This window comes from Thiocapsa imhoffii (assembly GCF_016583985.1).
GTDB classification, from domain to species: domain Bacteria; phylum Pseudomonadota; class Gammaproteobacteria; order Chromatiales; family Chromatiaceae; genus Thiocapsa; species Thiocapsa imhoffii.
In genome coordinates, this window is the sequence record NZ_NRSD01000003.1 from 128,772 (window position 1) to 150,476 (window position 21,705).

Below are 21,705 nucleotides of genomic sequence, written 5' to 3' on the forward strand. Positions count from 1 at the left end.
AACGGTCGGGGTCTCGGTTGCTTGTAGTCCGCCGATCCGATCAGGTGTGGTCAGGGACGCACTCGGCAGGACGCTGGCGACTTCAATCCGCGCCGCCCAGCTCGCTCTCGAGCAGCCCCTTGAGGTTACGAATCACACGCTCCGCCCCGTCCTGCGCGGCGATCCGAATCAATTTTTCGAACGGCCGCAACGCGAGATTCAGACGCGCCAATTCGAAACGAAAGAGCACACGCGTGAACTCCCCCACTGGCTCGAAACGGTATTCAATCTGGTAGGGATCCGTCGTTCCCTTGAAACAGACACAACGCTCCGGCTCAAGGGCCGTGACGCGAAATCGACTCTCGGTCCGCCGTCCCTGATCGACCCGAACCTGATGGCCCATCCAGCCCACCCGAATCGGTCCATCGCACAGCGCATCCAGTCGCTGGACCTCGGGAGACCAGCGCGGGTAATTGACGAGAAAGTCGTCGACCACGAAGGTGAAGACCTGAGTAATCGGCAGACGAATCAAGGTTTGAGCTTGGGTCTTTACCATCGGCGATATCGTCCCAATTGCAAGATGTCGGCGCGACTGATGCGGCGCGTTCGCTGAACAGAACACAACTTGGCGGAGCAGGTCGCGGACTCCATGCCGATTGCGATCAGCGACCGACTAGAGCGGACACACCACGCCGAGCCCGGTTTGGTTCGAACCCACTCAGAACAAACCGGGCTGGATCTCACCATGCACGGACAGCTCACCCGTGACAAGCCGTCTGACCACGGCGGGCCATCAAACTGACCAAGACGCAGGGTCCAGACGACCTCGATCATACGGGACAATCGGGTAGGACGCGATGGATGCCAACCCTGGTGGGGTGCAGATCGACTCCGACGCGCGCAATCTTTTCGACCATGCGGCTGTTGCCTGCCGCCACATGCACAGGGGCCCAGGATACCAATGAGTGAGGAGGATCAACACCAGCGCCACCATACGAGCGAGCGCAATCCAGCCTTGGATGGCATTCGCGGACTCGCGATCCTCTGGGTCTTCGCCTTTCACGCCGAGGCGCTCCTGTTGGGCGGAGCGCTCGACCCGCCGAGCAACTGGGGACACGCCCTAGCTGCCAAGGGTTTCCTGGGCGTCCAGCTGTTCTTCGTGCTCAGCGGCTTCCTGCTCGCACGCCCTTGGATGCAGGCGGCCTCCGACGGTTCCGCCAGACCCTCTCCTGGTGCATTCCTGGCACGCCGGGCCGGGCGCATCCTGCCCGCGTATTGGCTTCATCTCGCCGTCCTGTTTGGTCTCATTCTCCCCCTGCTGCGAGGCAGTTACCTGATTCTCGGCACCGAAATTGGCTGGACCAATCTCGCACTGCATGTGCCCTTGCTGCATTTCTTGCACCCGGGCAGTTCCAGTTCACTTGGTCTCAACATGGCGTTATGGAGCCTCAGTATCGAGGCGCAGTTCTATCTTCTGCTGCCGCTGCTCGCACCTCTGTTCGTCGGGCAACGCGTGCTGCTGTCACTGCCGATCGCGATTGCGCTCGCACTCCTCTGGAAGCATCTTGCGCCCACGCTGTTGCTCGACTGGATCTATCTGACGGTACCGCCGAGCAGGCTGGTCTTCTTCGACCCGGTTTCCGGCCAGGCCGTTGCGTTCCCGGCCAACATGATGCGCTTCTTCCTCGAACGGCAATTGCCTGGCGAATTCATGGCCTTTGCCCTCGGGATGGCGGGCGCAAACCTGTTCAACCGGCTGGAGAGGGTCACAACAGACGCGCAACGACAGTGGCATGGGCTCCTCGATGCGGCGGCCCTCGTGTCAGGGGTGCTCGCCACTTGGGCCCTGATCACGTTGCCCGTCATGGCCGTCCTCGCCGGTGCGGGCTGGCGCAATCTGGGCATGCCCCTCTTTCTCGTGAGCTGTAGCCTCCTCATCCTGGCGGCGGCGCGACGCACGACGCTAATCGATTCGCTCTTCGCCAACCCCATCCTTGCGGGTATCGGACTGGTGAGCTATAGCCTCTTTCTCTGGCACGAACCCATCTTGCGACTGGTCGCGGCCGGCTGGCTCACACCCGAGCCCTGCAGCCAGCCCCTGTGCCAGGTCATGGTGGCGTTCACCATTGCCCTGCTGGTTGCCATCCTCTCCTATCGATTCGCGGAGCGGCGGATCCTCTTCAGATCAGGGAAGTGACCATCAAAGCGGACCGCAACCACGATCTTACGGGCCTGATTCACCCAGGAGGAGTCGTTTGGCCTCGTTGATCTTTGCCGCCAGATAATCGGAGCCGCCACGATCGGGATGCAGGCGCTGCATGAGCCGGCGATGGGCCGCACGAATTGCCGCGGTGTCGGCGCCAGGCTCGAGTCCCAGAATGGACCAGGCCTCGGCCTTGGTCAGGCGCTCGGCCGGAGCGGCCGCCCGCCCACCCGCGGCCGCGGGTCCTAGATGGTCACGCCAATCCTCCGCGCGCTCACGATCGAGATAGGCCTCAAGCACCGCGGCCGATTGGTGGTCGGCCTCCCGGTAGAGTTCATACATCCGTAACAGATCAGGCAAGATCAGGTCCGAGAGTTGCCGCCCCTTGAAGGGGCCATCGAGAACCTGACCATCCATGGCCCCACTCGTATGATCCAGGCGCATTTCAAGGAATTGGGTCCGGATGCTCGAGGCCCCTGACCCGGATGGACCCGTGCGGCCTGGCCCGGAGAGTGACCCCAGACCCAGCGCGCGCAGTGCCCGTTGCAGCAGCGGCAGCAGTTGCGCCAGGTAGGCGGCTCGCAGCAGCAGCGGAACGAGCGCACCAATTGCCGCGAGGATGGGGCTCAAACGCCCAGTCGCGGCGGCCAGGATCAAGAGTCCGATGAGGCCCCACAGCGCGCCCTGTCGCAAGACCTGACTGACACGGGGAGCGGGAGTGGTGCGAAACCAGTGCAAGAACCACAGGATTCCAGCCAGGATGATGAGGACAATCAGCACACGCGCCATGCCTGTTTCAGCCCCCTTTTCGTGTCATCTGATCCGTCAGTTGGAGGACCGCGCCGCCACACTGTTCGCCATAGCGAGTCAGGGCCTGACGTCCCCCGGCCGCAAAGACCGCTACCGCCGCGAGGAGATCCCGTAACATCTTCGGACTACTGGAATCGAAGGGACACCAGGCACCGCCACTGAGACGCGCAATCTCGCGAAAACTCCGCTCGGTGGCACCATCGCGACCCTCCTGGAATACGAACACTGGAACGCCAGCAAGACCGAGCTTGCCTGCGAGATCGGCGAGCCGATCGCGATCTTCCTCCATGCAGTCGCCGACGAACACAATCGCGTCAACCCGCCGGCGCGTTGTTTCGCTCAAGGCGTGCTCGAGAACGCGCCCGATCTGAGTCAAGCCGGCCTCGCAAAAGACGCGGTTCATCCGTTTCAGCAACGCATCGGCGTCCTGATACCAGGGTGATGCGGCAAAGTCGCGAAAGCCGCGGAAATAACAGAGCTGCACCTCGAGACCACCGAGATCCCGCGTCTCGACGAACATACTCGACTGGATCCGCGCGGCGCGATCCCAGGTCGGTTCGCGACTCGCGGTGGCATCCATGGCAAAGATGAGACGCCCGCGCGCGCCACGCGGTCCCGTGCGCTTCGTCGTGGCCACCTGGCGCAGGAAGGCACTCACATCGGATGGGCCGGCGGGTGATTCAAGGTCAGTTCGTTTCGAGCTCATCGGGATGATGTCCAGCGTCGCATCTCGTTGCCTAGTTCGGCCCCTACAGGGCCCTTCCTGGAGGATGCCGGCGACCGGCTCGCGGTTCAACCTGCGGCCGCGCGCGCGAGCGTGGGAATGCCCGCACCGCGGCTCCGGGTTCCTCGCGCCTCGGTCTTGCCGAGGCATCAAGGTGATGGGTGCGCGGCCGCGGCCGGGTGCTGCGGATCAGCCATCAGGGTGCCCGCCTCGGCGGCAAAGAAGGCTGCGACATCCTCCATCGCTCGGGTGCGCGCCATCGGCGGCAGACTCGCGAGAAACTGGTGCCCATAAGAGCGACTGAGCAGACGCGGATCGCAGACCACCAAGACGCCCCGGTCCGAGCCATCACGAATCAGTCGCCCTGCACCCTGTTTCAGCGCGATCACCGCACGCGGTAACTGGTACTCATTGAATGGATTGCCCCCGCCGCGCCGCACGGCATCGATCCGCGCCGCGAGCACGGGATCACCAGGGGAGGCAAAGGGCAGCCGATCGATCAGCACACAGGACAGCGCCTCGCCGCGCACATCGACCCCCTCCCAAAAGCTCGCGGTGCCAAGCAAGACGGCATTGCCGAGGGTGCGAAATCGTTCGAGCAATGCGGCGCGTGGCGCTGTTCCCTGCACCAGGATCGGATAGGGGATCCGCTCGACGAGCCCCGCGGCGATCTCCCGCAAGGCACGATGGCTGGTAAAGAGCAGAAAGGCGCGCCCGCGACTGTAGCCGATGACCTCGCACGCCACCTCAAGCACCTGGCTGTTATAGTCGCTCGCGGAGGGCTGCGGGAGACCGCGCGGCACAAACCAGAGGGCCTGACGAGGATAATCGAAGGGACTGTCCCAGCGCGCGGTGTGCGCCTCTTCGATCCCAAGCTGTTGGGCGAAATGATCGAAGCATTCGCCCACCGCGAGGGTGGCGGAGGTGAAGATCCAAGCGGTGTGAGCGCGACTCATCTGGGCCCGGAACGGCGCGGACACCTCCAGTGGCGTCTCATGCAGCGCAAACCCTCGCCCTTGGGTCTCGAACCAGCGCACCACCTCGCCCGCCTCGGCCAGAATCAGCCGCTGCAGGGTCGCACCCAGATCTTCGGCACGGCCCAGACAGCCATCCAACCCCTTCGCGCGCCCGGTTAATGCCTGCAGGCACGCGACCACCCCGGTGACCGCATCGAGCAGGCCATCGAGCGCCGCGAGGGCGTCAGGTTCCAACGCCAGTTCGCCCCAGGGGCCACGCCGATCGAGTTCACCAAGCCGTAGCCGCAGTTCCTGAACCGCTCGGCGCAGCACCATCAACCGCTCGACAAGGTGTGGCGCGTCCCCCGCCTCGCGGCGATATTCGAGTTCGGTGTCGCGCGCTAGGTCCAATAACTGGCGACTGCTGACCCGCGCGCCAAAAAAACTCGATGCGGTCTCGGGTAATTGGTGGGCCTCGTCGAGCACGAAACAATCCGCGCCCGGGAGAATGTCGCCAAACCCCTCATCCTTGAGGGCCAAATCAGCACAAAACAGGTGATGGTTCACCACCACCACATCCGCCGCTTGCGCCTCGCGTCGCGCCGCGACCAGATAGCAGTCCTGCCACTGCGGGCACTCCTGCCCTAGGCAATTGTCCCCGGTCGAGGTCACCAGCGGCCAGACGCGCGCATCCTCCGGCAGCGCCAACTCGGCGATATCACCATTTTGAGTCACGCTCGACCAGGCTCGCACGGCCTGCAGGCCGCTGCGGGTCTCGCGATCGAGCCGCGACAGGTCGTCCAACGCGAGTCCCAGCCGGTGGCGACACAAATAGTTCGCGCGACCCTTCAGGAGCGCGGTGGTCACCGGGACCCCTAAGGCCGCGCGCACCAAAGGCACATCACGGTGAAAGAGTTGATCCTGGAGATGACGGGTGCCGGTCGAGATCAGAACCTTACGACCAGATAACAGGGCTGGAACCAGATAGGCGAAAGTCTTGCCGGTCCCGGTTCCAGCCTCGCAAACAAGCGTCCCACCGGTGGCCATCAGGGCGGCGATGCACTCGGCCATGGCCTGTTGTTGCGCGCGATGCGAAAACCCCGGCACGGTCGTGGCAAGCTGGCCCGTCGGACCGAAGAGGTCGCTGAGATCCGGCATCCTGATCCGCTCGCCCGAACCATCGTGCTGAATCCCCGCGGGAACGGTCACTGATCGCTCGCGCGCTGCTCGGCCTCCCCGGCGCCGTCAAGATCACCGGAACGACGCCGCGCTTCGGCGATGATGCGCCAGTTATCCTGCCTGATCGCTGGCGTGTTCCCGGCCAGATTGTTCGAGCGGGAAGCCAGATTGCCCGCCTGTGCCGATTGGCCTTGTTCGAGACGCACGCGTGCGAGCCGATTCCACAGATAAGGCTCGCGGGGGGCGATGCGCAGTGCGCGTTCGAGGGATGCGGCCGCCCCGGCAAAGTCGCCGGCTTGCCGCTGCTGCTCTGCCTGCCGCGCCAGCGACTCTGCCGCCGGCGCCAGACCCTCGACCCCAAGCGGCGGTGCACTCGGGATGAGTGCGACCTGGGTCTCCGGGGCCGGCGGTGCGGGCTCAGACAGGACCGGCGCGGATGGAGAAGGCGCCGCGGGGGCTGGCGCTGGCGGTGCCACCGCGGGAGCGGCTGTTGGTGCCACCGGCCCCGACTCTGGGGGTGCGGTAGCCACACGAGGTCCCTCTTGCTCGGTCGGAACCGGCGCGCTCGGAGCCGGCTCCGATGTTTCCGGGGCGGTTGCGACAGCAGGATCACGATACGCGAAGACGCGCGTCGGCTGCCGTTGCGGGCGCTCGGGAGGCGTGGTTTCCGCAACCGTCGGTGGCGCCTCCGGTGCCGGCTCGCGCGGCGTCACCCGCACCACCGGGGCTGCGGTTTCAGAACGCTGCAAAACGTTGCATGCCGAGGTCAGGAACACGGCCATGAGAAGGATGAAGAGTCTGGTCATCGGCTGAAAAAGTCGCTCAGGAAATGATTCTGCCGTTCGGGCGCCCGCCTCGGGGAACGGTCTTCTGACGAACTAGAGGGCTCAGGAGTTGCCTCGGCCGCAGCTTGCACAACGTCTTGCCGCGGCGTGCCGGTTCCTTCGTCGCCGCCCTCTTGACGACCACTAGGCGGACGCGTGCCGGCCACGTAGGGCGGCGCATCCCCGCTGCCGGCCACAACGCCATCAGGCGGATCCCGCGGTATCGATTCGTTTGGCAACGCCAGCATCAGGTCGCCCCAGACGCGCAGGGCGCCGGTTCCACCAGCCAAGCCCATGGGCTGATAGTCATCGCGACCGACCCAGACCACGGCGACCTTGTCGCCGCTGAACCCCGCGAACCAACTGTCGCGCATATCGTCGGTCGTCCCGGTCTTGCCCGCCATCCGCAGATCCTTGGGTAACTGGCTGCCCAGCCATCTCGCCGTGCCATGGGTGACCACCCGTTCCATCGCCCAGGTGGTCAGATAGGCCGCGTGGGGATCAACCGCTTGTTCGACCGACAGTGGATAACGATTTAGAGGACGACCGTTGGCATCCACCACCTCGCGAATCGCCCGCAAGGGCGCGCGATAGCCCCCCGCCGCGATCGTTTGATAGATCTGCGCCACTTCGAGCGGGGACATGGACACGGCACCCAACAACATGGCCGGCACCCGGACGATGTTGCGCTGAACCCCCAACCGGTACAGCGTCTCGGTCACCTCGGTCAGACCCAGGCTCAAACCAAGATTCACGGTTGCCAGATTCAAGGAACTGCTCAAGGCACGATGCAAGGGGACGGCCCCATGGACGCGCCGATCGTAGTTCTGCGGCGACCACGTATCGTTACCGACCCGCAGGTTGACGGGACTGTCCTGCAGATTGGTCGTCAGCCCGTAGCGTTGGGGTTGAGCCAGCGCAGCCAGATAGATGGCGGGCTTCACCAAGGACCCGATCGAGCGAACCGAATCGAGTGCGCGATTGAACCCGGCAAAGCCAGGTTCGCGCCCACCGGCCAAGGCGAGCACCTCGCCCTGCGCAACGGAGGTCACCACGGTCGCGACCTCGAGTGTTCCCGGCGTCATGCGTCGTGATGTCTCGAGTTCGGCAAGTTGCGTGGGCAACGACTGTTCAACCACGGATTGAACCAGTGGGTCCAGGGTCGTGAAGATCTGCAACCCCTCGGAGCGGAGATCCTCATCGCGATAATCGCGCTGTAATTGGCGCCGAACCAGGGAGACGAAATCCGGATAGTTCCCAACCGGCCGACCGCCTCCCTCAGCGAGACCGAGTGGCGTGCGTTTTGCGGACTCGGCCACGTCACTGCTGATGACGTTGTCGCGCGCCATCAGGTCCAGGACGAGGTTGCGGCGACTCAGGGCCGCTTCGGGCCGGCGGCGCGGATCGAGCGTCGAGGGCGCCTGGACAATGCCGACCAACAGCGCCGTCTCGGGCACACTCAACTCAGACAGACTCTTGTTGAAGAAGAAGCGACTGGCCAGACCGAAGCCATGAATCGCCCGACTACCGTCCTGTCCCAGATAAATCTCGTTGGCATAGGCCTCGAGAATCTCGTCTTTGCCATACCGCCGTTCCAACAGGAGCGCCATCAAGGCCTCGTTGATCTTCCGCTCGAAGGTGCGATCCGCCGTGAGGTAAAAATTTTTCACCAACTGCTGGGTTAGGGTACTCGCGCCCTCGACTACGCCACCGGCGCGCAGATTGCTATACGCCGCCCGCGCGATCCCGCGTGGGTCGACGCCTAGGTGCCGGTAAAAACTGCGATCCTCGACCGCGATCAGACCAGCGACCAGCAGGTCTGGAAGATCCTTGCGCCGCACCAGGACGCGATCTTCGTTATGCGTCGGATAAATGTTGGCGATCAACATGGGCTCGATGCGCACCAATGCCGGGCTGAACCCACCCGCGGCATCCGCCAAATCAGCGACCTGCCCATCGCGCAGACGGATCTCCAGGCGTCGCGCCGGCTCCTCGCCGTCCCAAAACCGGAAGGATCTGGTGTTGACCAGGAAACGATCGCCTTCGCGATGGTAGTGGCCGGGCAGGGTCGGCGTTTCGACCCGGCGGTAGTTGAGACGATCAAGTTCACCTTCCAACTGATCGGCAAACAGGGGACGACCGAGATAGAGTTCGAGCGGACGCGCATAGACGCGGGCGGGTAACGCCCAACGTTGCCCCTCAAACTTGGCGCGCACGATGCGATCGAGATGGACGCTGTAGAGCGTTCCGACCAGTCCGAGGCCGATCAGGGCCAGGAGCACCCAACGCAAGAGGAAACCGCCGAACCGACGGCGACGCTGGAGCGGTCGGCGGCGCACGGGCTTAGCCATGTCAGCGCGCCCTCGCCGATCGCGGCCTGGCACGTCGATCGAACCCGGCTTCTGCACTCAGGGGTAGAGGGACCATCTCGAAGCGCCGCGCCGCGGCTGCGTCACGGCACTCGCTCAGCGAACCGAGACGCAATCCTTGCCACCGTCCTGAACGCCCGCTGGAGCTGGAGCGTCCGCGCGACGTCACCTCAGCATGGCGGTGATCGCATGCACAGCAGGTCATGAGAATCAATGTTTGATCCGATTATCCGTATGTGGTTAAGCCGCCGCCAAGCTTGGGACACCAGGGCATCACGCACGCGGTTATCGGGCGCGCGGGTGGCCGGCGTGGCGCATGCGCGCAAGTGGCGAATTCGGCGAGGAATTGGGATGTGACGCGGGGTCATCGCACCAGGTGACGAGGCCTAATTGGGTATCTTCCCACTCGGACCGCACGGTGACAACCACTCGGCTCCGTTGCAATTCCGAATCTCCGCTCACATCCGCGGGCACTGTGGACCGCGCGTTTCAGTGTTTGATCCCCACGCCACGACGCAAGAGGACAAGACTGAAGGCTGCGAGCACCAGGATGAACAAGCTGATGATCCCGAACGCGATGCCGATCGGGATATCGCTCACGCCATTGAGTCCGTAGCGGAAGGCGTTCACCATGTAGAGTACCGGATTGGCAAGCGAGACACCCTGCCAGAACTCGGGCAGGAGTTCGATCGAGTAGAAGACCCCACCCAGATAGGTCAGCGGCGTCAGCACGAAGGTGGGAACGATGGAAATGTCATCGAAGCTGTTGGCGAAGATCGCATTGATGAAGCCGCCGAGCGCGAACAACACGGCGGTCAGGATGAAGACGAGGAGCGTGACGCTGTAGCTGTGAATCGAGATCTCGGTGAAACAGGCCGCGACCACCATCACGGCGATGCCAACCACCAGACCGCGCGCCACGCCTCCCGCCACATAGCCGGCGAGGATCACCCAGTTGGGTGCGGGTGAGACCAGCAGTTCTTCGATGTAGCGGGAGAATTTGCTGCTGTAGAAGGACGACACCACATTTGAGTACGCATTGGTGATGACCCCCATCAGGACCAATCCTGGCACGATGAAATCGAGATAGGGCAAACCACCCATGCTGCCGATGCGATCACCGATCAAGCGACCAAAAATCACGAAATAGAGGGTCGTGGTGATCACCGACGGGAGGATCGTCTGAATCCAAATCCGCGCGAAACGCAGGATCTCCTTGACGAAAATCGTCTGGAAACAGATCCAGTAACGCGGCCAGGCCAACCCGTATCGGCTCACGCGAGATCCTCGCGCGAGATCATCGGTTGGGGCACCGTGAGGGAATTGGGTCGGGGCGCGGCGACCTGAGTTCCGCGATCAACCATGTCGAGGAACAGGCGCTCCAGACGATTCTGTTTGTTGCGCAGACTGATCACCTCAATCCCGTTGCGCGAAAGGGCTTGAAACAAGCCGTTGATCGTGTGCTCGCGGCTCATCTCCACCTCGAGGGTGCAATCATCGAGATGCTGGAGCACAAAGCCTCCGAGTTGCGGGAGTTCCGAGACCCGGCCCTTCAAATTCAGCACGAAGGTTTCGGTGTGCAAGCGATCGAGCAAGCGTACGATACTGGTCGACTCGGCGACCTCGCCTTCATTGATGATGGCGATATTGCGGCACAGGCTCTCCGCCTCTTCGAGGTAATGGGTGGTCAGGATGATGGTCGTGCCGCCGGCATTGAGTTCGCGCAGAAAGGCCCACATTGATCGACGGATCTCGATATCGACCCCCGCGGTCGGTTCGTCGAGGATAAGCAGGCGAGGCTCGTGGACTAGCGCACGGGCAATCATGAGCCGCCGTTTCATCCCGCCGGAGAGTTTGCGCATCTCTGAGTCGCGCCGGTCCCAGAGATCAAGTTGTTTGAGGTAACGGCGCGCGCGCACCTTCGCCTCGCGCCGGGCAATGCCATAATAGCCGGCTTGGTTCAGGACCACTTCCTCGACCGGCAGGAACAGATTGAAGTTGAATTCCTGCGGAACGAGGCCGATCGCGGATTTGACCCGTTCTGGCTCGCGGTCGAGATCATCGCCGAACACCCGCACCCGGCCCGCGGTCTTGTTCACGAGCGAAGCGAGGATGCCGATAAAGGTGGACTTGCCGGCACCATTCGGCCCGAGCAATGCGAAGAAGTCGCCCTCCGCAACCGTCAGATCGATTCCTTTCAAGGCCCGGAAGCCGCCCTGATAGGTCTTGGTCAGTTGCTCCACCTCGAGTGCGTGCATTGGATTGACGCTCATGCTGTGCGTGTTCCTTCAGGAGTCGTGCGCAGTTTGATCCGCGCCCTCTCGATTTCAAGATTCATCGTTCAAGACGACCAACAACGTGGACGTTCTCGACATCGCCCTCATTCTCTTCGCGCTCGCCGTGCTCGCCGGCTGTATCGACACCATCGCGGGAGGCGGCGGACTCATCACCATCCCGGCCTTGCTCGGAGTCGGTCTGACACCACTGGAGAGCCTGGCCACGAACAAGGCGCAAGCCGTCTTTGGTAGCGGCAGCGCGACCCTGCACCTGCTCCGCAAGGGGTTGATCGATCTGCGTGAGGCACGCCTCGCGATCCTCTTGACCGGACTGGGGGCCGCCCTCGGCACGCTGCTGGTGCAGCAACTTGATGGCGCGGCCCTGCAGCAGCTCATCCCCCTCCTCCTGATTGGCTTCGCGCTCTACTTTCTGGTCTCGCCGCGGGTTTCGGATCTCGACGCTCAACAACGCCTGAGCACGCGTGCCTTCGCCTGGACGGTTGGTTTGGGCGTCGGGTTCTATGACGGCTTCTTCGGTCCGGGCACGGGCACCTTCTTCGCGATGGGCTATGTGGCTCTGCTGGGTTACAACATCCGGCGCGCCACCGCGCAGACCAAACTGCTCAATTTCGCGAGCAATCTCACCGCGCTGTTCGTCTTCGTGATCGCCGACCAGGTGGTCTGGCTCCTAGCTGCCGTGATGGCCGTTGGACAACTGATCGGGGCCTGGATCGGTTCGCACCTCGTCTGGAAACATGGCATGGCCTTGATTCGCCCGCTGCTGGTGAGTGTGTCGATCCTAATCTCGTTGAAGCTCTTCTGGGACCACTGCAACGGGACCTGATCCGCTGCCGTGACGCCCCGCCTCGGGGCGCGCGATGCGGCAGACCGGCGCCACCGCTGCGCCGCCCAACCGGACCCGGGTGCGCGGGCGATCAAGGGGCGTGGGGGGCGCGCGCGAGCCAAAACAGAGCCGGCTCCTCATGGTTGGCCAATGGGCCATCGCGCAGAACCAGAACTCCATCGGAGACCTCCCATGAGGCCACCCCATCGTCCACCTGCACGATCGGTTGCTGCAGCGCCCGCGGGTCGCGTCGCGACGTGACGCGACGCTCCACCCAGTCGCGGATCACCGTGTGATAGGCGCGCCGATACGAGAGCTTGACGGCCTGCAAGCGATCTTGTGCGAAGAAAAAGGCCACTGAGGCACTCGGAATCCCGTTGAAGGAACCGATCGGCGCCGCACAGAGCCGATTGCCGAAGGGATTGCGGCCGTCGGCACACTGTAACGCGAGATTCGGGAAGGTCTCGCGGAATTGCGCCTCGGTCAGCGCCGTGCTCATGGTCTCCAAGGCAGCGTTGAATTCGGGTTTCCCGAGGATGAACATCAGCGCCAAATCGGTCCGCCGCTGCCCGTCCTCGGTGAAGGCCAACCAAAAGAAAGGCCCGAAAACGAGTGCGAGAATCAGCAGGGATTTGTAGAGTGAGGGGAGTTTATAGTCGCGTTCCATCGGTATAGTCTAACGGGAACTGAGGCGTCGCACCGCGCGACGTGCGCACCAATGGATCCGGTGACACCCAGCATGGCCGAAATGACCGACCGGTTGCAACCGAACCACCGACCGACGCCGTGCGTGCGTGCGTGACCGAATCTGGCAGACGAGGATGGAATGGGCACGATCGGGGCGACCCTATTACCACAATCCGGCCACGCGCCGCCCCCGGCCTGGCTGCAGCGGTTGGATCCACGGATTCGCATTCTCGTCATGCTCCTCTTCGCGGTGGTCGTGGTCACGCTTCATTCGCTCAGTGGACTGCTCGCCGCCCTTGGAATCGCCTTGATCCTCGCGTTGGCCGCCCGCCTACCGCTTCGCCCAACCCTGCGCCGGCTGGCGGCACTCGAGGGCTTCATGCTCGTCGTGCTGCTGCTCTTGCCCTGGACCGTTGCGGGGACAGCCGTCTTCACACTTGGTCACTGGAGTGCCAGCATCGAGGGCATCACTCAGGCGCTGAGAATCCTGCTCAAGGCGAACGCCATCCTGCTGGCCCTGCTCGTGCTCATCGTCACCCTGGACGCCGTTGCCATCGGCCATGCGCTGGCCCGCCTGCGAGTGCCCGTCGCACTGGTGCAGTTGTTGCTGATGACCATTCGCTACATCAACGTCATCGCGGCAGAGTTCGTGCGTCTTCGCACCGCCATGCAGGTGCGTGGTTTCCGCGCGAGCTTGAGTTGGCACACCTATGAAAGTCTTGGCTATTTCATCGGCATGCTGTTGTTGCGCAGTCTGGATCGCTCAGAGCGGATTCGTGACGCCATGCGCTGCCGGGGATTCAACGGCCACTTTCCACTGTTCGATGACCTCGCCTGCCGGGGTCACGACTGGTCGTTCGCGATCCTCATGGTGGGCGTGAGCCTCACGCTGATCGCGCTGGATGGCTGGCATGTCGCATCTCTTTGAACTGGTGGGGATCCACTTCGCCTACCCGGGCCAGCCCGACGTCCTGCGCGCGCTCGATCTGACGCTGGATCAAGGTGAGCGCATCGCCATCACGGGGCCCAATGGTTCGGGAAAAAGCACCTTGCTGCGCCTCATGGTCGGACTCCTCCGTCCCCAGAGTGGTCTCATCATGGCCTTCGGTGAGCCGCGACGGCATGAGCGGGATTTCCGCCTCGTCCGCCAGCGCGTGGGGCTGCTGTTCCCCGACCCGGACGATCAACTGTTTTGTCCAACGGTTGCCGAGGACGTTGCCTTTGGCCCGCTCAATCTCGGCAAGACCCGCCAGGAAGCACTCGAGATGGTGGAGCAGACCCTGGCACGGCTGCAACTCTCCCACCTGCGCGCGCGGGTGACCCATACGCTCTCCAGCGGCGAGAAGCGCTTGGTCAGCCTGGCCACGGTGCTGGCCATGGAGCCGGCGGTGTTACTCCTCGATGAGCCCACCAATGGGCTCGACGAGTCAACCGAGGCGCGTCTGATCGCCATCCTGGCGGCCCTCCCGCAGGCCTTGCTGGTGGTCTCGCACAACGCCCAGTTCCGACATGCCGTCACTCACCGTCAATTCCGTCTTGAGCAGGGTCTTCTGCACCCCATGGCGGGCCCTGCGGAAGAGGATTCGCCCAGCTTGCCGCGCGCGTGCCGGAGCCACCCGGATCCCGTGCCATGACCCTGCGGTCATCGGCACGCACCACGCGCGCCCGCCCCTGTTCCCGGTCGCGGCAAGCGTCGCACCGAGGGCACCCACCGCCCGGCCGGGGGTCGAATCAGCGAAGAGCGGGACGGCGCCCACCACCGCGCCAAAGCGCCTGTCACTACTTGCACCATTTCACCCTGGAGGACCCTCGATGACACGCACCACGCAAGCCCATGCCAGACTGCCCGGCTGGGCCCGCACACTCATCACCCTGGCGGTCCTGGTCATCGCCGTGCTGATCCTGATCGGCCTACTGCCGCGCGCCCCTTTCTCGACTGATCTCTCGCGGATTGGTGAGGGAACGCCGGCGTTAGTCATTGCGCGCGACACCAATTTTCTTGCAGGCGCCCAGGTCATGGAATTGATCGACCCATTGCGCCCGGACTATGACGAGCAGGTCATCTTTCTCGCGGCCCATCTCGGACATCCCGATGGCCAGGCGTTCGCGCGCCAACATGAGCTGCAAGATGGGGTCGTGATCGCCTTTGATGGCAATGGGCGGGTGTTGGAACGACTGCCGATCCCGCAGTCGGCTGATGACATCCGCGCCGTTCTGGAGCGCATGTCTCCGCGTTGACCCGAGGGCACGGGAGCGCAGGGGCGACATGAGGCGAACGCGCCCGCGCCACGCCGAAAGAGCCGGCCGCTCCTGTCATGGCTCCGCTGACGGGGTACAATGCGGTGGACCCTTGTTGACTCCACAGCGCTCAGCAGGCACGCCGTCAAACAACCCCAGGGCGCGATCACGGGACTGAATCCACAGCGCGCCCCACCAGGAGGCCCCATGCTGTTTCGACAACTCTTCGAACCCGTTTCAAGCACCTACACCTATCTCCTCGGCTGCGAGGAGACGGGTGACGCGATCCTGATCGACCCGGTCCTACCGACTTGGCAGCGCGATCTCGAGCTCGTCAACCAACTCGGCTTGACGTTGCGTTTCACGCTCGACACGCACATCCATGCCGACCACATTACCTCGGCACGCGCGCTCAAGCGTGAGGCGGGCAGCCGGATCGCGCACCCCGCGGTCGATGCCCTCACCTGTACGGATGTGCCGATTGCCGAGGGGACGCCCTTCGCGGTCGGGACCTTGCGCATCGAACCACTCTTCACCCCCGGACACACCGACGGACATCATGCCTATCGGATCGGGAATCAGGTTCTGACCGGGGACGCGCTCCTGATCGACGCCTGCGGTCGCACCGATTTTCTAAGCGGTGATGCCACCGCGCTCTATCACAGCGTCATGGGCAAGCTCTTTACGCTGCCCGACGAGACCCTGGTCTATCCCGGTCACGACTATGAGGGACGCTGGATCTCGAGCATCGCCCAAGAGAAGACCCGCAACCCGCGACTCGGCGGGCAACGCTCACTCGCGTCCTTCGTCGAGCTGATGGATGGGCTTGATCTCGCCTATCCGAAGTTCATCGACTATGCCGTGCCGGGCAATCGCGAATGCGGAGTCTGCCCCGCCGGGGTGCCCGAACATCTCAGTCAATATTGCGACCAAATCGCCGAGAGCCGGCAAGGCTGAATCCGCGCGAGTGCTCGGCATGGGCGGATCCAGCGCCGCGTCAGGGCCAGCGGGGGACACTGACCACTCTCTCTCCGTACCCCGGTCGTTGAGATTGCGACTCCCCGCCTCCACGCTGCTCTGATGCGTTGAGGCGAGACAGTCGGTCGAACCTGAGCGTCGCGTGAGACGTGAATTCATTTGGTCTGGAGGACAAACATGAGTCGTGAGACGAGCAGCGCGAGTGACGTGAGGATGCAGATGCGTTCGATCCTGCAACGTATCGCCACCGGTCCCGAGCTGTCGAAGGACATCTCACTCGAGGAGGCGCGTGTCGGCATGCGGGCTATCCTCGATCACGCCGTCGATCCGGTCCAGGCCGGCATCTTCCTGATCGCGCTGCGCATGAAGCGTGAGACCGATGATGAGTTAAAGGGGATCCTGGACGCGATCCGGGATGTCACCGGACACGTGGTCGCGGACGTTGACGAGATCGTCGACATCGCCGACCCCTACGATGGCTACAACCGTTGTCTCCCGGCCTCGCCCTTCCTCATGCCGGTGCTGGCTGAGTGTGGGGTCGCCGCCATCAGCCATAGCGCTCATGCGGTGGGGCCGAAGTTCGGCGTCACACACCGTCATGTGCTCGATGCCGCCGGCGTCCCTGTCGATCTGACCCCAGTCGAGGCGGCGCAGCGCCTTGTCGACCCTTCCGTGGGTTGGAGTTATCTCGACCAACGTTCATTCTGCGGACCCTTGCATAATCTCGTCGAGCTCCGCTCGACGATCGTCAAGCGTCAAGCCATCACGACCGTCGAGGTCATGGCCCGGCCCATTCATGGCCGTAAACACACCCATCTGGTGACGGGTTACGTTCATAAACCCTACCCGCGGATCTATGCCCTGCTCGCGCGCCATGCGGGCTTTCAATCAGCGCTCTTGGTGCGCGGGGTGGAGGGTGGCGTGATTCCATCGCTGCGTCAGAAAGGGGTTTGCTTCAACTATCAGCAGATGTCGGAGGAGCAATCCTTCGAGATCGACCCGACCGAGCTGGGGATCAGTCAATCGGTGCGTGCTGTACCTCTGCCCGAGGATCTGCCACAGACCACCCGTCCCGGTGACGAGATCGCCGTTGCCGTCGACGTACAGGCCACGGCCCAGGCCGCCGCGCAGGCTGGCCTCGCGGCCCTGGAGGGGGCACGGGGTCCCACCTACGACAGTCTCGTCTGTGGTGGCGCCCTCATCCTCTGGCACCTCGGCCGCGAGGGGTCGCTGGCGGCGGCGGCGGATCGGATCCGCAGTGTCCTAGACTCGGGTCGAGCCGCCAAACGAGTGCGTTGAGGAGACGATCATGGATCCAACCTATGTCGCCGTCGCCCGCACTGACACGATTGCACCCGGTCGATTCATCAAGGTGACCGTGCAAGGCCAAGACTACCTGATCGCCAACACGGGTGGGCACTTCTATGCCGTCGAGGACAACTGCAGCCATGAGGACTACCCCTTGTCCTATGGCTGCCTCGACGGCGATCGGATTAAGTGCTCGCTGCATGGCAGTCGCTTCAGTCTGCGTACTGGGCAGCCTCTGGACGACCCAGCGGATCAGCCGATCCGAACCTATCGGTTGCGGATCGCGGAGGGTCAGATCTGGCTCGATCCGAGCGACTCAGATCACTCAGACTCGTCTGCTTAGAAGACAGCATGCCGGCTCGGGTCACGCAGGGACGTTGACGTTCGTCGCGGCGCCGTCAGGATGATGCACGACCCTGTCGCCGTGGCCCCTCGATGTCGAGATCCTCGAAGCGGATGCGCGGTTCCGGGGCGGCATCGAGATCCGCGTCGAGTCCCAGTTGCGGTTCGATACGACGCGGTTCAGTGATGGACGGCGTCCGCGACGAGGCGGCGCCTAAACGCGGACGCAACGCTGGAGTGGCCCGAGAATCCGGCGCACCCTGACGTGGTGCCCCGAGCGCGGGGGCGGAGTCTTGCCACAGCGCAGACTCCTCCTCCGCGCGCTCGGCAGCGAGACGACTGTTCTCACGCGGTGTTCCGTGCATCGCCGCCATTAGGGCCTTCTCGATCTCAACGAGCGAGTGCGCATCACTGTCGCGAAACCGCACGAACGGCAAACCGACGGCGATGCAGATGCGATCGAGCGAGCCACGTGCCATCGGCCACGGCCAGCGCCGCCCGGCTGGCGCCAGGTTCACGGCACACACGATCGCACTGGTGTCCGCCTCGCAGATCACGTAATCGAACGACTGATCGGGAAGTCGTGACTCGGCATGCTCGCGGGTGCGCCGATCCAAACCCCGTGCGAGCGCGATGATCTCGCCAACCCGCACCTTGCCATGAATGTGATAACGAGGCCCCAGGATCAACTCCAGGACCGCCTTGAAGGCTCGCTCCCGGGGCGAAAACAGCATCTTGTCCAATCGGTAAGGCGCGCCCCCGCGACGGCGGACAAGCCTCACCAGGCTGAGTGCGAAGGCCATCATGACAATCGCCATCAACCCGAGCAAGGCATAGAAATGTTGCATGATCAGACCTCGCGGAAAACCCGGCGCACGGCGTCGACCTCACTGTGCCGCGCTTGCGGCGGCGTCCGGACTAGGTAGTGAAATCCCTTTGCCATTCAGCCAGGCCCGATCCAACGACCAGATCACCGAGTGCACATCGGGTTGTTCGAGCATCAACTCGATGGCCCGCATCTCGTGCCGCTGAAGACGATCCCGTGCCGCCACCATGGCGGGGTCGTCGGGCGATTTCCCGGCCACCGCGGGCTCCAGCGCCCCCAGGGCAACCGCGACCGGGATCGCCGCGTCATGGGGTCGCTTTAGGGTCACGATCCCGTTGAGGAACAACAGGGCGCGAAACTCGTATGGATAGGCTGCGAGCATCTCATCCTGTTTCAGGAGATCGTTCAGTTGCCAGATACGCGGGCTCCAACTCCGGTCATCCCAGGGCAGTACCGAGAGGATCAACAGACCAGTCAAAAGCGCCGTTCCAATGACGGCGTTGCGCGTGAAACGATCCATGCACCAACTCCTCGAGAACAAATAGGTGTCGGGCCCCTTGCCCGCTCACTCTCATCGTGCCGAGTCACCCGACTCGGATGGCGGATTCAGCCACCACCAGCCCCCGACCGCCACCACCAGAATGATCGCGGCCAGCGGAAAACGGAACCAACCTGGTGGTCGGACCGACTGCAATCGGTAGAGGGCGCCGGCACTGATCACCAACCCATCCGGGCTAGGCTGAATCCAACTCACGCCTGCCCGTAAGGGTTCCCACAAGGGCGGGTAGACCCGCGGCACACCCGCGGCGAGAAGACGCCCGTCACGCATCAACAGATCGACCGAGACCAATCCCGCGTCGCCGCCGATCCAGAGACGCTGCTGCCCATCGTTCATCACGATCGGTTCGCAAAACAACGCGAGGATGCGGCGCCCGTGCAACTGGGGATCCAAGACCCGCCAGCTCGTTCCGGGGGCAGACTGCCAGAAGAGCCCCTGATCCGTCCCCGCGAGCACGGGCCCGAATGCGGTCACGGCGAACGACAAGATCTTGACCCCATGCGGAAGGGCTAGGCTGTTCGGCTGCCAGGACTGCGTCAGGGTTCGCGCCGGTGCACTGTAGACCCCATCGCCGATAGTCCCGGCATGCAGGATCGTCTCGTCGGGTCCGGGCTGCGCGATGAGCCGATAGAGGTTGCGATCGGCCAGCGGCTGAGACCAAGTATCCCCGACTGCGACCCAGAGACCAGCACCGGTCGCCGCAAGCAATGCGTCACCCCAAACCAACAGATCACTGACCCGCGGATCACCTGGAATCGGCCCCACCGCGTGCTCCATCAGGAGCCCCGAAGCCGTGCCAATCGGCATGCGGTCGACGTCACCGCCCAAGGCCAGGACCAGATGACCAGCGAGATCGGTGCGCTCCTGCCGCCAGACCCCATGCTTCAGGCGCCAGATCGTACCCACCTGCGTTGCCGCCAGCAGGGTGTCGCCATCGCCGCGCGCGAGCACCGTCACATGCGTCTCGTCCGGGAGGTCGGCTCGCACCAGTCGCTCGACGTCCGGGAGGAGGAAACCAACCAACAGGAGGGCGCCGGCGCACAGCAGCACGCAGAGCAGGATAAACCGCCGGTGTGACAAGGCGTGCGTTGCCACTAAAGCAGAAAGAGGGTTGCCAGCCCGAGAAAGATGAAGAATCCGCCCGAGTCCGTCAAGGCGGTGATCATCACCGAGCTACCCAGCGCTGGATCCCGACCAAACCGCTGGCGAATCAATGGAATCAGGACCCCTGCCGTGGCCGCCAGCAACAGATTTAGCGTCATGGCCGCGGTCATCACCATTCCCAATTCAGCATTGTCGTAGAGCAGCCAGGCCAAGACGCCGATGACCCCGCCCCAGACGACCCCGTTGATGACGGCAACGCCCAGTTCCTTGCGCAGTAGACGCCACACTGCCGAGGGTTGCACCTGGCCCATGGCAATCGCGCGCACGATCATCGTGATGGTCTGATTGCCAGCATTCCCTCCGATCCCCGCGACGATGGGCATCAAGGCGGCAAGGGCCACCAGTTTCTCGATCGACCCCTCGAACAGATCGATCACCCGCGAGGCCACGAAGGCGGTGACCAGGTTGATGGCAAGCCAGGCCCAGCGATTCTTCACCGAGCGAATCACCGGCGCGAAGATGTCCTCCTCCTCACGCAAGCCGGCGTTGCTGAGAATCTCGGCCTCGGACTCCTCGCGGATGTGATCGACCATCTCGGCGACCGTCAGGCGGCCAATCACACTGCGACCGGAGTCGATCACCGGGGCCGACACCAGATCATAGCGCTCGAAGGCGTTGGCGGCGGCGTCGGCGCGATCATCAGGTGAAAAACTGATGATCTGCTTCGTCTGCATGACGGCCCCGACCTCCGTCTCGGGATCCGTGATGAGGAGTGTTTCAAGGGTCAAGACACCACGCAGGCGCTCTTCACGATCAATCACGAAGATCTTGTCCGTGTGATCGGGCAAGGCATCGAACCGACGCAGATAGCGGAGCACCACTTCGAGGGTGACGTCCTCACGCACGGCCACCATGTCGAAGTCCATCAAGGCGCCTACCGTCCCCTCCGGGTAGGACATGGCGGCACGAACCTGCTCCTGCTCCTCTTGATCGAGCGACGCGAGGACGTCCTGCATGATCTCAGGGGGGAGGTCGGGGGCGAGATCCGCAAGTTCATCGGCGTCGAGTGTCTCAGCCGCGGCCCGAATCTCCTCTGGATCCATCCGATCCAGTAAGGTCGAGCGCACCGCATCGGAGACCTCGAGCAAGATATCGCCATCCTTGTCCGACTTGACCAGATCCCACACGAACAAGCGATCATCAAGCGGCAAGGCCTCGAGGATACAGGCGATGTCGGCCGGATGGAGTTGATCAAGTTTGCGCCGCAGTCGTCCGAGATTCTGACGGTGCGTGATGTTTTCGACCAAGGCCTGATGCGGCATCTGTTGACGGTGGACCAAGGTGTCGACCAGACGCAGACGGGTCAAGAGTCGCTCGACATCGCGCAGGTGGCGATGCGTGTCATCGGCCTCGACGGTCTTCGATTCAGTCATGGAAGGAATGTGGGCGGCTGGGTTGAGAGGTGAAGGATTCGGATCATCACTGTACGGAAATCTCAC

At 63.5% G+C, this 21,705-nt stretch carries 21 protein-coding genes; 8 read left to right on the forward strand and 13 right to left on the reverse strand.

What is annotated here, in order from left to right:
- Positions 1-82 precede the first annotated feature (82 nt).
- Entirely contained in the window at positions 83-535 is a 453-nt protein-coding gene (locus tag CKO25_RS04570) for an SRPBCC family protein (RefSeq protein ID WP_200386753.1), read from the reverse strand.
- A 405-nt stretch (positions 536-940) separates the two neighbouring features.
- On the opposite strand from CKO25_RS04570, the gene CKO25_RS04575 reads away from it, so the two are divergent.
- A complete protein-coding gene (locus tag CKO25_RS04575; RefSeq protein WP_200386754.1) occupies positions 941-2,176 on the forward strand; it encodes an acyltransferase family protein in 1,236 nt (411 codons plus the stop codon).
- 27 nt (positions 2,177-2,203) lie between these two features.
- Here CKO25_RS04575 and CKO25_RS04580 read toward each other — a convergent pair whose 3' ends face one another.
- From CKO25_RS04580 to CKO25_RS04610, 7 genes are all read right to left on the reverse strand, one after another.
- Positions 2,204-2,971 carry a DnaJ domain-containing protein gene (locus CKO25_RS04580; RefSeq protein ID WP_200386755.1) on the reverse strand — a complete coding sequence of 256 codons (768 nt, stop codon included), beginning with the start codon at positions 2,969-2,971 and terminating at the stop codon, positions 2,204-2,206.
- A 7-nt stretch (positions 2,972-2,978) separates the two neighbouring features.
- Entirely contained in the window at positions 2,979-3,698 is a 720-nt protein-coding gene (locus tag CKO25_RS04585; protein WP_200386756.1) for a vWA domain-containing protein, read from the reverse strand.
- Between the two features lie 167 nt (positions 3,699-3,865).
- On the reverse strand, positions 3,866-5,830 hold the full coding sequence (yoaA, locus tag CKO25_RS04590; RefSeq protein ID WP_200386863.1) for a DNA repair helicase YoaA: 1,965 nt from the start codon (positions 5,828-5,830) through the stop codon (positions 3,866-3,868).
- A gap of 47 nt (positions 5,831-5,877) precedes the next feature.
- Positions 5,878-6,657 carry a tetratricopeptide repeat protein gene (locus tag CKO25_RS04595; protein ID WP_200386757.1) on the reverse strand — a complete coding sequence of 260 codons (780 nt, stop codon included), beginning with the start codon at positions 6,655-6,657 and terminating at the stop codon, positions 5,878-5,880.
- Complete coding sequence (gene mrcB, locus CKO25_RS04600; protein ID WP_200386758.1) at positions 6,654-9,026, reverse strand: penicillin-binding protein 1B; 2,373 nt, start codon at positions 9,024-9,026, stop codon at positions 6,654-6,656. The genes CKO25_RS04595 and mrcB overlap by 4 nt, the downstream gene beginning before the upstream one ends.
- Before the next feature lie 507 nt (positions 9,027-9,533).
- Positions 9,534-10,322: an ABC transporter permease gene (locus CKO25_RS04605; protein ID WP_200386759.1), complete on the reverse strand. Its 789-nt coding sequence runs from the start codon at positions 10,320-10,322 to the stop codon at positions 9,534-9,536.
- The gene (locus CKO25_RS04610; protein WP_200386864.1) at positions 10,319-11,302 is read right to left on the reverse strand and encodes an ABC transporter ATP-binding protein; all 984 of its coding nucleotides are present in this window, start codon (positions 11,300-11,302) and stop codon (positions 10,319-10,321) included. Before CKO25_RS04610 ends, CKO25_RS04605 begins: the two co-directional genes overlap by 4 nt.
- 100 nt (positions 11,303-11,402) lie before the next feature.
- Between CKO25_RS04610 and CKO25_RS04615 the strand changes: the two genes are divergently transcribed.
- Complete coding sequence (locus CKO25_RS04615) at positions 11,403-12,164, forward strand: TSUP family transporter (protein WP_200386760.1); 762 nt, start codon at positions 11,403-11,405, stop codon at positions 12,162-12,164.
- Positions 12,165-12,255: 91 nt separating this feature from the next.
- Here the strand turns inward: CKO25_RS04615 and CKO25_RS04620 are convergent, their stop codons facing one another.
- Complete coding sequence (locus tag CKO25_RS04620; protein WP_200386761.1) at positions 12,256-12,831, reverse strand: hypothetical protein; 576 nt, start codon at positions 12,829-12,831, stop codon at positions 12,256-12,258.
- A gap of 159 nt (positions 12,832-12,990) precedes the next feature.
- Between CKO25_RS04620 and cbiQ the strand changes: the two genes are divergently transcribed.
- From cbiQ to CKO25_RS04650, 6 genes are all read left to right on the forward strand, one after another.
- Positions 12,991-13,779: a cobalt ECF transporter T component CbiQ gene (gene cbiQ, locus CKO25_RS04625; protein ID WP_200386762.1), complete on the forward strand. Its 789-nt coding sequence runs from the start codon at positions 12,991-12,993 to the stop codon at positions 13,777-13,779.
- Entirely contained in the window at positions 13,763-14,485 is a 723-nt protein-coding gene (locus CKO25_RS04630) for an energy-coupling factor ABC transporter ATP-binding protein (protein WP_200386763.1), read from the forward strand. Before cbiQ ends, CKO25_RS04630 begins: the two co-directional genes overlap by 17 nt.
- Before the next feature lie 178 nt (positions 14,486-14,663).
- Positions 14,664-15,089, forward strand: a complete 426-nt coding sequence (locus CKO25_RS04635; protein WP_200386764.1) for a hypothetical protein — start codon at positions 14,664-14,666, stop codon at positions 15,087-15,089.
- 207 nt (positions 15,090-15,296) lie between these two features.
- Complete coding sequence (locus CKO25_RS04640; protein ID WP_200386765.1) at positions 15,297-16,046, forward strand: MBL fold metallo-hydrolase; 750 nt, start codon at positions 15,297-15,299, stop codon at positions 16,044-16,046.
- Between the two features lie 198 nt (positions 16,047-16,244).
- Positions 16,245-17,366: an anthranilate phosphoribosyltransferase gene (locus CKO25_RS04645; RefSeq protein ID WP_200386766.1), complete on the forward strand. Its 1,122-nt coding sequence runs from the start codon at positions 16,245-16,247 to the stop codon at positions 17,364-17,366.
- Positions 17,367-17,376: 10 nt separating this feature from the next.
- Positions 17,377-17,718, forward strand: a complete 342-nt coding sequence (locus CKO25_RS04650) for a Rieske (2Fe-2S) protein (RefSeq protein WP_200386767.1) — start codon at positions 17,377-17,379, stop codon at positions 17,716-17,718.
- Positions 17,719-17,773: 55 nt separating this feature from the next.
- Here CKO25_RS04650 and CKO25_RS04655 read toward each other — a convergent pair whose 3' ends face one another.
- Genes CKO25_RS04655 through mgtE form a run of 4 tightly spaced genes read right to left on the reverse strand, consistent with a single transcriptional unit; the run spans position 17,774 to position 21,639 of the window.
- Positions 17,774-18,565: a DUF2726 domain-containing protein gene (locus CKO25_RS04655; RefSeq protein ID WP_200386768.1), complete on the reverse strand. Its 792-nt coding sequence runs from the start codon at positions 18,563-18,565 to the stop codon at positions 17,774-17,776.
- 39 nt (positions 18,566-18,604) lie between these two features.
- On the reverse strand, positions 18,605-19,063 hold the full coding sequence (locus CKO25_RS04660) for a hypothetical protein (protein WP_200386769.1): 459 nt from the start codon (positions 19,061-19,063) through the stop codon (positions 18,605-18,607).
- A 51-nt stretch (positions 19,064-19,114) separates the two neighbouring features.
- Positions 19,115-20,182: an ABC transporter substrate-binding protein gene (locus CKO25_RS04665; protein WP_200386770.1), complete on the reverse strand. Its 1,068-nt coding sequence runs from the start codon at positions 20,180-20,182 to the stop codon at positions 19,115-19,117.
- Between the two features lie 14 nt (positions 20,183-20,196).
- The gene (gene mgtE, locus CKO25_RS04670) at positions 20,197-21,639 is read right to left on the reverse strand and encodes a magnesium transporter (protein WP_200386771.1); all 1,443 of its coding nucleotides are present in this window, start codon (positions 21,637-21,639) and stop codon (positions 20,197-20,199) included.
- Between the last annotated feature and the right edge of the window lie 66 nt (positions 21,640-21,705).

Excerpts from the sequence above, each read along its gene's own strand:
- CKO25_RS04570 (WP_200386753.1), bottom strand. The coding sequence starts at position 535 with ATGGTAAAGACCCAAGCTCAAACCTTGATTCGTCTGCCGATTACTCAG.
- CKO25_RS04575 (WP_200386754.1), top strand. The coding sequence starts at position 941 with ATGAGTGAGGAGGATCAACACCAGCGCCACCATACGAGCGAGCGCAAT.
- CKO25_RS04580 (WP_200386755.1), bottom strand. The coding sequence starts at position 2,971 with ATGGCGCGTGTGCTGATTGTCCTCATCATCCTGGCTGGAATCCTGTGG.
- CKO25_RS04585 (WP_200386756.1), bottom strand. The coding sequence starts at position 3,698 with ATGAGCTCGAAACGAACTGACCTTGAATCACCCGCCGGCCCATCCGAT.
- yoaA (WP_200386863.1), bottom strand. The coding sequence starts at position 5,830 with ATGCCGGATCTCAGCGACCTCTTCGGTCCGACGGGCCAGCTTGCCACG.
- CKO25_RS04595 (WP_200386757.1), bottom strand. The coding sequence starts at position 6,657 with ATGACCAGACTCTTCATCCTTCTCATGGCCGTGTTCCTGACCTCGGCA.
- mrcB (WP_200386758.1), bottom strand. The coding sequence starts at position 9,026 with ATGGCTAAGCCCGTGCGCCGCCGACCGCTCCAGCGTCGCCGTCGGTTC.
- CKO25_RS04610 (WP_200386864.1), bottom strand. The coding sequence starts at position 11,302 with ATGCACGCACTCGAGGTGGAGCAACTGACCAAGACCTATCAGGGCGGC.
- CKO25_RS04620 (WP_200386761.1), bottom strand. The coding sequence starts at position 12,831 with ATGGAACGCGACTATAAACTCCCCTCACTCTACAAATCCCTGCTGATT.
- cbiQ (WP_200386762.1), top strand. The coding sequence starts at position 12,991 with ATGGGCACGATCGGGGCGACCCTATTACCACAATCCGGCCACGCGCCG.
- CKO25_RS04630 (WP_200386763.1), top strand. The coding sequence starts at position 13,763 with ATGTCGCATCTCTTTGAACTGGTGGGGATCCACTTCGCCTACCCGGGC.
- CKO25_RS04635 (WP_200386764.1), top strand. The coding sequence starts at position 14,664 with ATGACACGCACCACGCAAGCCCATGCCAGACTGCCCGGCTGGGCCCGC.
- CKO25_RS04640 (WP_200386765.1), top strand. The coding sequence starts at position 15,297 with ATGCTGTTTCGACAACTCTTCGAACCCGTTTCAAGCACCTACACCTAT.
- CKO25_RS04645 (WP_200386766.1), top strand. The coding sequence starts at position 16,245 with ATGAGTCGTGAGACGAGCAGCGCGAGTGACGTGAGGATGCAGATGCGT.
- CKO25_RS04650 (WP_200386767.1), top strand. The coding sequence starts at position 17,377 with ATGGATCCAACCTATGTCGCCGTCGCCCGCACTGACACGATTGCACCC.
- CKO25_RS04655 (WP_200386768.1), bottom strand. The coding sequence starts at position 18,565 with ATGCAACATTTCTATGCCTTGCTCGGGTTGATGGCGATTGTCATGATG.
- CKO25_RS04660 (WP_200386769.1), bottom strand. The coding sequence starts at position 19,063 with ATGGATCGTTTCACGCGCAACGCCGTCATTGGAACGGCGCTTTTGACT.
- mgtE (WP_200386771.1), bottom strand. The coding sequence starts at position 21,639 with ATGACTGAATCGAAGACCGTCGAGGCCGATGACACGCATCGCCACCTG.